The sequence below is a fragment of the Nocardioides sp. NPDC047086 genome (assembly GCF_040643685.1).
Taxonomy (GTDB): Bacteria; Actinomycetota; Actinomycetes; order Propionibacteriales; family Nocardioidaceae; genus Nocardioides.
Window position 1 is genome coordinate 1 of record NZ_JBEYUV010000073.1, and the last position, 9362, is coordinate 9362.

At 69.6% G+C, this 9362-nt stretch carries 11 protein-coding genes and 2 riboswitches; of the genes, 5 read left to right on the forward strand and 6 right to left on the reverse strand.

Features of this window, described 5'->3' with window-relative positions; all coding sequences use genetic code 11:
* Positions 1 to 112 precede the first annotated feature (112 nt).
* From ABZ796_RS27295 to ABZ796_RS27305, 3 genes are read right to left on the reverse strand one after another with little or no spacing between them, the layout of a single operon-like run.
* The gene (locus tag ABZ796_RS27295; protein ID WP_357341292.1) at positions 113 to 235 is read right to left on the reverse strand and encodes a hypothetical protein; all 123 of its coding nucleotides are present in this window, start codon (positions 233 to 235) and stop codon (positions 113 to 115) included.
* On the reverse strand, positions 232 to 1950 hold the full coding sequence (locus ABZ796_RS27300) for a ribonucleotide reductase N-terminal alpha domain-containing protein (protein WP_357341293.1): 1719 nt from the start codon (positions 1948 to 1950) through the stop codon (positions 232 to 234). The genes ABZ796_RS27295 and ABZ796_RS27300 overlap by 4 nt, the downstream gene beginning before the upstream one ends.
* On the reverse strand, positions 1950 to 2948 hold the full coding sequence (locus ABZ796_RS27305) for a ribonucleotide-diphosphate reductase subunit beta (protein WP_357341294.1): 999 nt from the start codon (positions 2946 to 2948) through the stop codon (positions 1950 to 1952). The genes ABZ796_RS27300 and ABZ796_RS27305 overlap by 1 nt, the downstream gene beginning before the upstream one ends.
* A 127-nt stretch (positions 2949 to 3075) precedes the next feature.
* A riboswitch (cobalamin riboswitch) is annotated at positions 3076 to 3293 on the reverse strand.
* Between the two features lie 90 nt (positions 3294 to 3383).
* Positions 3384 to 3568, forward strand: a riboswitch (cobalamin riboswitch).
* Positions 3569 to 3678: 110 nt separating this feature from the next.
* Between ABZ796_RS27305 and ABZ796_RS27310 the strand changes: the two genes are divergently transcribed.
* The 5 genes from ABZ796_RS27310 (at position 3679) to ABZ796_RS27330 (ending at position 7779) form a co-directional block, all read left to right on the forward strand.
* Complete coding sequence (locus ABZ796_RS27310) at positions 3679 to 4698, forward strand: iron ABC transporter permease (RefSeq protein WP_357341295.1); 1020 nt, start codon at positions 3679 to 3681, stop codon at positions 4696 to 4698.
* Positions 4695 to 5540 (forward strand): ABC transporter ATP-binding protein, encoded by an 846-nt coding sequence (locus ABZ796_RS27315; RefSeq protein WP_357341296.1) that lies wholly within the window; start codon positions 4695 to 4697, stop codon positions 5538 to 5540. The genes ABZ796_RS27310 and ABZ796_RS27315 overlap by 4 nt, the downstream gene beginning before the upstream one ends.
* Positions 5537 to 6637 (forward strand): ABC transporter substrate-binding protein, encoded by a 1101-nt coding sequence (locus tag ABZ796_RS27320; RefSeq protein ID WP_357341297.1) that lies wholly within the window; start codon positions 5537 to 5539, stop codon positions 6635 to 6637. Before ABZ796_RS27315 ends, ABZ796_RS27320 begins: the two co-directional genes overlap by 4 nt.
* A 153-nt stretch (positions 6638 to 6790) precedes the next feature.
* Entirely contained in the window at positions 6791 to 7006 is a 216-nt protein-coding gene (locus tag ABZ796_RS27325; protein ID WP_357341298.1) for a CbtB-domain containing protein, read from the forward strand.
* Positions 7006 to 7779 carry a CbtA family protein gene (locus ABZ796_RS27330; protein ID WP_357341299.1) on the forward strand — a complete coding sequence of 258 codons (774 nt, stop codon included), beginning with the start codon at positions 7006 to 7008 and terminating at the stop codon, positions 7777 to 7779. The genes ABZ796_RS27325 and ABZ796_RS27330 overlap by 1 nt, the downstream gene beginning before the upstream one ends.
* A 1-nt stretch (position 7780) precedes the next feature.
* Here ABZ796_RS27330 and ABZ796_RS27335 read toward each other — a convergent pair whose 3' ends face one another.
* The 3 genes from ABZ796_RS27335 to ABZ796_RS27345 all read right to left on the reverse strand — a co-directional run.
* The gene (locus ABZ796_RS27335; protein ID WP_357341300.1) at positions 7781 to 8452 is read right to left on the reverse strand and encodes a (2Fe-2S) ferredoxin domain-containing protein; all 672 of its coding nucleotides are present in this window, start codon (positions 8450 to 8452) and stop codon (positions 7781 to 7783) included.
* Complete coding sequence (locus ABZ796_RS27340; RefSeq protein WP_357341301.1) at positions 8449 to 9174, reverse strand: cobalt-precorrin-6A reductase; 726 nt, start codon at positions 9172 to 9174, stop codon at positions 8449 to 8451. Before ABZ796_RS27340 ends, ABZ796_RS27335 begins: the two co-directional genes overlap by 4 nt.
* On the reverse strand, positions 9171 to 9362 hold a 192-nt coding region (locus tag ABZ796_RS27345; protein ID WP_357341302.1), incomplete at its 5' end, for a hypothetical protein. The genes ABZ796_RS27340 and ABZ796_RS27345, both read right to left, overlap by 4 nt.

Sequence of the window (9362 nt, forward strand, 5' to 3'; positions counted from 1 at the left end):
GACCAACACGGTCCCCTTCGGCGCTCGATGGGACCGTGTTGGTCTCGACACGCTCGGCCGCAGGCGGCCTCGCGGCTCGACCAGCGGGGTGTTGAGCGGGACGGGGCGCCTTTCAGCCCTCGCAGGCCTCGCAGTCGGGGCCGTTCTCGATGGCGCAGACCGCGGCGTCGCTCCAGTCGTCCCAGCTCAGGTCGTCGATGGCGTCGGTGGTGGTCGGGTTCTCGTTCATGGTCATGCCCCTGTGGTGGAAGTGGTCGAAGTGGACTGCTTGCTGGCCTGGATCCCGGCCCGCGAGCGCAGGTAGTACAGGCTCTTGATGTTCGGGTCGAGCAGCGCGAGCTTGTGGATCTTGCTGATGTACTGCGGGGTCGCGTCGGCCTGGAAGAACAGGTTGAGCGACTGGGCCTGGTCGATGTAGCCCTGCCGGTCGGAGGCCCGGGCGAGCAGGATCTCCTGGTCGATCTCGTAGCCGGTCTTGAAGACGTCCTTCTCGTGCTCATCGAGCCAGTCGACGTGCTGGACCGAGCCGCCGTTGTCGATGATGTCGGAGATGTGTGCCTGGTCGTAGACGCCACGCTCCTGCATCACCTCGACGAGGTTCTGGTTGGCCCGCGGCATCTCGCCGGCCGAGGTGGTCTGGTTCCAGACGTTGGCGACGTACGGCTCGATGCCCTGGCTCGTGCCGCCGACGATCACCGCGGTGCTCATCGTCGGCGCGATCGCCATCAGGTGGGAATTGCGCCGTCCGACGCACCACTCCGGGATGCCCGCGACCGAGCCCATCCACCGCGACGCGGCGTCGGCATGCGAGGAGATCCGCTCGAAGATGTCCTTGTTGAGCGCCGCCGCCTTGTCGGACTCGAACGGCACCCGCTGCTTCTGCAGGTAGTCGTGGTAGCCCATCACACCGAGCCCCAGGCTGCGGGCCTTCTCGGTGTAGCGCACCGCCCGCTCCAGACCCCGGATGGTGCGGGCCTTGCGCAGGAACGCCTCGGCGACCGCGTCGAGGAAGACGGTCGCGACGTACGCCGTGTCCTGGTCCTTCCACTCGTCATAGGTCGAGAGGTTCAGCGAGGAGAGCACGCAGGTGTAGGAGTGGTCCTCGTCGCTGAACAGGGTGATCTCCGAGCACAGGTTGGAGGCCTTGTTCTCCAGCCCGTTGGCCCGGTACGACTCGGTCTGGGCCGCGTTGACGGTGTCGACCTTCCAGATGTAGCCCTTGCCGAGCACCACCCGGATCTTCAGCACCCGCTGGTAGCGCTCGAGCGCGTCGCGGTCCCCGGCCAGCATCCGGTCGATGAAGGCCTGGCTGAAGATCCAGCCGATGTTCTTGTTGGCGGGCTCGCGGAAGATCAGGTCGGCGAGCTCGTAGAAGTCGGGGTGGTCCACCGGCAGGTAGCCCGCCCAGGAGCCGCGGCGGGTGGCGCCCTGGCTGATCTGGTTGGTCATCTCCACGAAGTTGCAGAAGACCGGCACCACGCCGTTGGCCTTGCCGTTGTCGCTGAACTTCGCGCCGCGAGGCCGGACGTCGCCGAGGTACGCCGAGGTCCCGAACCCGTTCTGGGAGAGGATCGCCGCCTCCTTGAGGGTCTCGTAGAAGCCCCAGACCGAGTCCTCGACGTACGAGCCCTCGCACGAGACCGGCAGACCGCGGTCGGTGCCGAGGTTGGACAGCACCGGCGTCGACGGGGAGAGCCAGCCCTTCCAGATCGCCTCGAAGAACCGCTCGGTCCACGAGACGCCGTCCTCGCGCGGGTACATCTCGTCGGCGAGGTCGCCGGCGGTGGCGGCGATGGTCTCGTAGCGCTCCCGGACGCTCTGGTCCGCGACGGTGTACTTCGCCTTGAACATGGCGTAGCCCGCCGTGGTCATGAAGGCCGGCACGGTGCCCTCGGCCTGCAGTGCCTTGCGCTCGGTGGAGAGCGCCTCCCAGTTGCTGTTGCTGCCCATTAGAAGCTGAACTCCGTCTCGCCGATGTTGCGGTTGTATTCGTTGCCGGTGACCTGGAAGAAGTCGTGGAACTGGGTGCCGTTGATGCCGTTGTAGAACCACTCGGCGATCGGGTTGACCTCGACGTCGAACAGCGGCTCCATCCGCATGTTCTGCAGCGTCATGTCGACCCGGGACTTCACGAACGCCTCCAGGTCGGCCTGGTCGATGCCGGCGATCGGACCGTGGGCGAAGAGCATCTCGACGATCCGGGCCTCGTGGACGTAGAGGTGCTCGGCCACGCTCCGGACACGGGCGAAGAGATCATCCCGCTCGGCCTCGAACTTGTCGGCGGGGACGGTGGCGGCGTACTCCTCCAGGGTGGTGTTGAAGAGCCAGGCGCCGCCGGTGGCGTGCAGGTTCTCGTCGCGGGCGGAGAAGTTGATCCCGCTGATCACGTTCTGCAGCAGGTTCTTGCCGCCGGACTGGAAGTGCTTGAGGAAGGCGAAGTTGGAGTAGAGGACGCAGTTCTCCATCAGCGTGAAGACGCTCAGCGCGTAGAGCAGGTCCTCATCGGCGATCGCGTCCCACACGAAGGCGATCCGCTCGGCCAGCACCGGGTCGTTCTTGTAGGAGTCGTAGAACTCCTCGGTGTCGATCATCAAGACCTTGTTGAGCTTCGCGTAGAACGGCGCGTGCATGTTCAGCTCGGCGAAGGAGAAGGCGTTGGTCATCATCTGGATCTCGGGCCGCGGGAACGCGTGGAAGAGCCGGTCGCCCCACACCTCGCCACCGAGGATCAGCTCGTAGATGGTGAAGAGCTTCAGCGTCGTCTTGACCGCGGCCTGCTCGGCGTCGGTCATGTTGACCAGGAAGTCCTGCTTGTCGTTCTCGACCGGGATCTCCTCGGCCGTCCAGAAGATGCTGCGCTGCTTCTTGGCCAGGTCCTCGGCCATCGGATAGTCGAAGACGTACGCCGACTTCTCGGTGCGGATCGGTAGACCCTCGGTGTCGATCATCTCATCAGCCCCCCTTTGCCCGCGGGCCCCGCGGCCCGCTCGGATGTCTCATGCATCCGTGCCGGGGCAGGAGAGGACGGCGTCGTACGCGCTCGATCCCCTGACCTTCCCTCGAGGTCGCGGACCCCACCATGAGGTGGGCACTGGCAGGTCTTCGGACTCGTGGGCGTCATCGTGCTCGGTCCTAGTGGCCGTCGCTTCCCAGGAGCCGGCTTGCTCCCAGTGCTTCGTGACGGCGGTCGTTCCCACTCACCGCTGCGGGGCAGTCCCGGACTCACACCGGGTTCCCTCTTGCCTCTCCCGCCCCGTTGCCGAGGAGGGAGAACCAGCTGCGAGGACCACTATATGCGGGAATTACACCAATGCAACTTCCTAGATGTTGTGCTTCGTCGTGTCGTCGGCAAAGTGGTCGAGACGTGCGCCGAGGGGGCGTGCTAGCCTCTGCGCCGAGTCGAACGCATCCTGATGGATGCCAGGGAACTCCGGTGTGAATCCGGGACTGGCGCGCAGCGGTGAGGGCGACGGCGACGCTAGGTAGCCACTGGGGACCGACTCCCTGGGAAGGCAGCGTCGCCGGTTGAACCCGAGTCCGAAAACCTGTCGGCTCAGATGTTCGTCATGGCCCTCGCGACCAGGGTCCAGAGGACCTGAGAGGCCGACCTGCGTGCTGACGCCGAGCCGTGAGACCCCGACCCTGATTTCACGCCCTGCCCGAGCCGGGAGACGACGGGTGCCGTTCGTGCCGCTGGTCGTCGGGCTGCTGCTCGCCTCGGCGCTCAGCGCTGTCGTGTCCGTGGCCTTCGGCTCCGAGCGGATCCCTGTCGGCGAGATCGTCGCGACCGTCGCCGACCGGCTCCGCGGTGAGGTGCCGGGGAGGTGGGACGTGATCGTGTGGGAGCTGCGCGTGCCGAGAGCCCTGATGGCGCTCGCGGTGGGCGCGGGCCTGGCCGTCGCCGGTGCCGGCATGCAGACGCTGGTCCGCAACCCGCTCGCCGACCCGTTCCTGCTCGGGATCAGCTCCGGTGCCTCGGTAGGAGCGACGGCGGCGATCACCACAGGTGCGCTGGCCGGTCTCGGCACCTATGCGGTCTCCGGCGGCGCGCTGGCCGGAGCGGTCGGCTCGGCGATGCTGGTCTGGCTGGTGGCCACCGCGCAGGGCGGGTTGACCCCGATCCGGTTGGTGCTCTCCGGGGTCGTGCTCTCCTCCGGCCTCTCCGCGATCGCCTCGTTCCTGGTCTTCATGAGCGACGATCCCCGTGCGGCCGACTCGGTGATGTTCTGGATGCTGGGCAGCGTCGGCGGCGCCAGCTGGGAGAAGCTGTGGCTGCCTGCGGCCCTCAGCCTCGTCCTGGGTCTCGGGATGCTGGCCCTGCACCGCTGGCTGGACGCTCTCGCCGCAGGCCCGGAGACCGCTTCCGCGCTCGGCGTGAACGTCGCGGCGCTGCGTACGACTCTCTTCGTCGCTCTGGCGGTGCTCGTCGGGGTCCTGGTCGCGGTCAGCGGTGGGATCGGGTTCGTCGGGCTGATCGTGCCGCACGCGGCCCGGCTGCTCGTGGGAGCGCGGCACCGGGTGGTGCTCCCGGTCGCGGCCCTGGGCGGTGGGGTGTTCCTGCTGTGGGTCGACGTGCTCGCCCGGCTGGTGGCGCGCCCGCAGGAGATCCCGTTGGGGGTGGTCACCGGGGTCGTCGGGGCGCCGCTGTTCCTCCTGCTGCTGGGCCGTGGCGGCTACCGCTTCGGCAGCGACCGATGAACGCCCCCGGGCCCCGGCCCGCGCTGCGGCTGTGCGGGGTCGCAGCCCGGCTGGGCCAGCGCGACGTACTTCACGACGTCGACCTGGAGGTGCCCGTCGGCACCCGCCTCGGGATCGTGGGCGTGAACGGTGTGGGAAAGTCGACCCTGCTGCGGATCCTCGCCGGAGTGCTGCGGCCGAGTGCCGGGCACGCCTACCTCGACGATGACTCCGGCGACCTCCGTGAGAGCGCCCGGATCAGCTCGCGCGAACGCGCCCGCCGGCTGGCGTACGTCCCCCAGGAAGAGGTCGCCTCCGCGGAGCTGCTCGTCGGTGAGATGGTCGCGCTGGGCCGGGTGCCACGCACCCGGCCGTGGTCCCGGGGCGGACCCCGGGAGCGCGAGATCGTGCGCGCGGCCCTCGATGCCGTCGGTCTGGCTGACCGCATCGACGATCCGTGCGACCGCCTCTCCGGCGGCGAGCGGCGCCGGGCGGTGATGGCCCGCGGCCTCGCGCAGGAGTGCCCGGTGATGCTGCTGGACGAACCCACCAACCATCTCGACGTCGCCTGGCAGCTGCGGCTGCTCCGGACCGTCGCCGAGCGGGCCGAGACGCTGGTCGCGACCATCCACGACCTCGACCTGGCGCTTCGCTCCTTCGACCGGCTCGCGGTCCTCGGGCGGCCGGCGGGCAGCGAGCCGGACAGCGGTCCGGCGACCGTCGTGGCCCATGGGCCGCCGGCCGAGGTGCTCGACACGATCCGGGTCGAGCACCACTTCGGCGTCGGCTCCGTCCAGGTGCCGCATCCAGATCTGGACCAGCCCCATCTGCTCATCCATCCCCGGAAGGACCGCTCGGCATGACCCATCCCATCACCAGACCCGTACGTCACCCCGGACTCGCCTGCCTCGCCGCGCTCGCGCTCGGCACCACGATCCTCACTGCCTGCGGGGCGGAGGAGACGGCCGCTGATGGCGCCTCCGGGCAGGGCGCGATCACCGTCGAGAACTGCGGCGAGAAGCTCACGGTCGACGAGCCGGTCACCGAGCTGTACGCCTACGACGGCGGGATCATCTCCATCGCCCTGGCCGTCGGTGCCCGCGAGGAGCTCGTCGCCGTGACCGGCCTGGCTCGGGACCAGCAGCTGCTCGAGCTCGCCTACCCCGAGGACCGGGTCGACGAGCTCCAGATCGTCGGTGATGACCACCCGACGCTGGAGACGGTCCTGGCGCTCGACCCGCAGATGATGTTCGCGGGCTGGGGCTACGGGTTCAGCGAGTCGCGCAACCTCGTGCCGGAGATGGTGCAGGAGCGGGGCATCGAGACCTACCTGCTCAGTGAGACCTGCCGGCAGGAGGACGGTGACCGGGGCACCATGGAGGCCTGGACGGCGCTGCGTACCGACCTGCTCAACATCGGCGAGCTGACCGGCCACGACCAGACCGCGAAGGAGGTCGTGGCCGACATCGACCAGCGCCGCGAGGCCCTGGAGAGCGCTCCGAAGCCCGAGAAGGAGCCGACCGCGTTCCTCTTCGACTCCGGCACCGACGCGATCTTCACCTCCGGCTCCTTCGGTGGCCCCCAGGCGATCTTCGACACCGCAGAGGTGACCAACGCGACCGCTGATGTCGAGGACACCTGGACGGAGGTCGGCTGGGAGCGATTCGCCGCCGCGAAGCCCGACATCATCTACTTCGTGGACTACCCCGGTCAGTCCTACGAGGAGAAGGTCAAGGTCCTGAAGGCCAACCCGGCCTCCCGTGACCTTCCCGCCGTCAAGGAGAACAGGTTCGTGAACCTGCCCTACGCGATGTGGGTATCCGGCCCGCTCAACATCGACGCCGCCGAGTGGGTCCGGAGCTCGCTGGAGCACTTCGGCCTCGCCCCCGAGTCCGGGATCGAACCAGCGCTCGACATCACCGATCTCACCAACCTCGACGGCAACCAGTGGCTCCGCTGAGATCCCGCTATAGTGCTCGGAACGGACATGAGGAAGCCGGTGGAACTCCGGCACAGTCGCGCTACTGTGACATCGCCTTGCGGCGGTGGAGTCAGACCCGAGTGTCCGTCCAACCCCAACGAACAGGGACGCAGGTATCCCTGAGGAGGACATATGTCGCAGCACGCTGTGGCGCCCGTCGTCGGCGCCGACCTTCCCACCATCCCGCTCCGTGAGCTCGCCCCGTGGGCGCTCTTCTTCGGTCTGCTCGGTCTCCTGGTGCTCTTCTTCATCAGCGCCGACCAGGGAGCGGTCTCGATCCCGTCCGGCACGCTCGTCCACGAGTGGGTCCACGACGGTCGCCACCTGCTCGGCTACCCCTGCCACTGATGAGCCCGCGTGCATTTCTCGTACGCGGCCTGTTAGCTGGACTCCTCGCCGGAGTCGCCACCTTCCTGGTGGCGTACTCCGTCGGTGAGCCGCAGGTCGGTGCTGCCATCGCGCTGGAGGAGGGCGGCGACGGGCACTCGCACTCGCACGCCGCCGAGGGTGCCGAGGGAGGTGAGGAGGCCGCCGAGGTCTCCCGCACCAACCAGAGCACCTGGGGGCTGCTGACCGGCACCCTCGCGGTCGGCGTCGCGCTCGGCGGCATCGTCGGGCTGGTCGCTGCCGCGACGCTGGGTCGTCTGGGACGGCTCACGCCAGGCCAGTCGACGGCGCTCGTCACCCTGATCGGGTTCGTGGCGGTCGCGCTGGTGCCGTTCCTCAAGTACCCGGCGACCCCACCGGCGGTCGGCAGCGGCGACACCATCGGCGTCCGCACCGCGGTCTACTTCGCCTTCCAGGCCCTCTCGGTCGTGGCGGCGGTGGCCGTGACGTACGCCGCCGTGCGGCTGCGCGGACGGTTCGGCACCTACCTCGCCGTCGTCGGCGCGATCGCGGCCTACCTGGTCGTGATGGTCGTCGCCGGACAGCTGTTCACGACGGTCAACGAGGTCGGGGACTTCCCGGCCGACACGCTGTGGTTCTTCCGTCGCGCCTCGCTGATCACGCTCGCCACGATGTGGGGCGTGCTCGGAGTGGCACTGACCGGCCTGGTGATCAGGCTGTACGCGGCGGAGCGCGCCGTCGCGGAGCGCAAGGCCCTGGCCGCCAGCCTGTGAGCTAGCGGGGGAGGCGGTAGGCCTCCACCGGACGGCCGTCGGCCAGGTGATCACGCACGATCACCCGGGCGGCGGCCGCTTCCACGTGGCCGTACCAGACGTCGTCGGGCTGGACGCTGAGCACCGGCGCCTGGTTGCACGGGAACTGGCAGCCGGTGTGGGTGATCAGCAGGTCGTCGTCACCGAGCCCGGCCTCCATCGCGCTCAGGATCACGGCCCGCGCGGTCTCCTCGGAGCCCTTCGCGGTGCAGCGCGGGCCGCGGCAGATCAGGACCTGGCGTACGTGGTCGGGGACCCGCTCCCACGCGGGCGAGGTCAGCCCGGGCTCGGTGCCGGTGACCGGCCGGGTCTCGGTCAACACCTCGGCGAGCTCGTCGCGCGTGGTCGCCAGGCCGGTCGCCACCTGGATCGTGGGACGCTCGCCCGCGCGCTCACGCCACCAGTGCGCCGCGATCCGGCGGAGCCAGGAGTGGCCGGGGGCTAGCGGGCCGAGGCTGACACCGGCCAGGGTGATGGCCCGGGCGCCGGAGTCGGCGATGCGAGTCAGCTCGGCGGAGAGCGAGGGATCGCCCATCTGCAGGAACGCCAGGCTCGCGTCGAGCTCGGCGGCCCAGCCGAGCAGGTCCTGGCGCCGGTCGACGTCGGTCACCGACATCCCGACGACCACCCTCATCCGAGGCTCCGCACCCAGGAGACAGCGTCGGCGACGTCGTCGACCGTGCGGACGCCGTCGGCGCCGGCCGGGCGGCGTACGACCACGACCTTCACGCCGAGATCGGCGGCCGCGGCCATCTTGGGCCAGGTGTAGGTGCCGCCGGAGTCCTTGGTGATGAGCACGTCGGTCCCGTGCTCGCGCATCAGCGCGAGCTCGCCCTCGATCTCGTAGGGGCCCCGGCTGGTCAGCAGCGTCCAGGGCTCGGGCAGGTCGAGGTCGGGCCGGTCGACCACACGGGCGAGAGCCGCGTGGCCGGCCAGCGCCGGGACGAACCGGGCGAGCTCCTGGCGCCCGACCGTGATGAAGGGACGCCGCCCGAGATCGGCGGCGAGCGCAGCGGCCTCGTCGTGGGTGTCGACGTAGGCCCAGGACGGGTCCGCCGGCCAACCGGGCCGCTCCAGCCGGAGCAGCGGATGGCCCGTCCGCGCGCAGGCCGCGGCCGCGTTGGCCGACATCCCGCGCGCGAACGGATGCGTCGCGTCGACGACAGCGTCGAAGTGGTCGAGGGCCCCCCTCAGGCCCTCGATCCCGCCGAAGCCGCCGATCCGCACCGCACCCACCGGTAGCCGCGGCCGCGCCACCCGGCCGGCCAGCGAGGAGGTGACGTCCACGCCCTCCTCGACCAGTCGCGCCGCCAGGTCCCGAGCCTCTCCGGTCCCGCCCAGGATCAGGAGCCTCACCGCTCGACTCCCTCGCTGGCCGAGCCGCTTCCTCCGCTGGTCGAGCCGCTTCCTCCGCTGGTCAAGCCGCTTCCCCTGCGGGTCGAGCCGCTTCCCCTGCTGGTCGAGCCGCCGGAGCCGCTAGGCGGAGGCGTGTCGAGACCAACACGGTCCCCTGTCGCGCTCGATGGGACCGTGTTGGTCTCGAC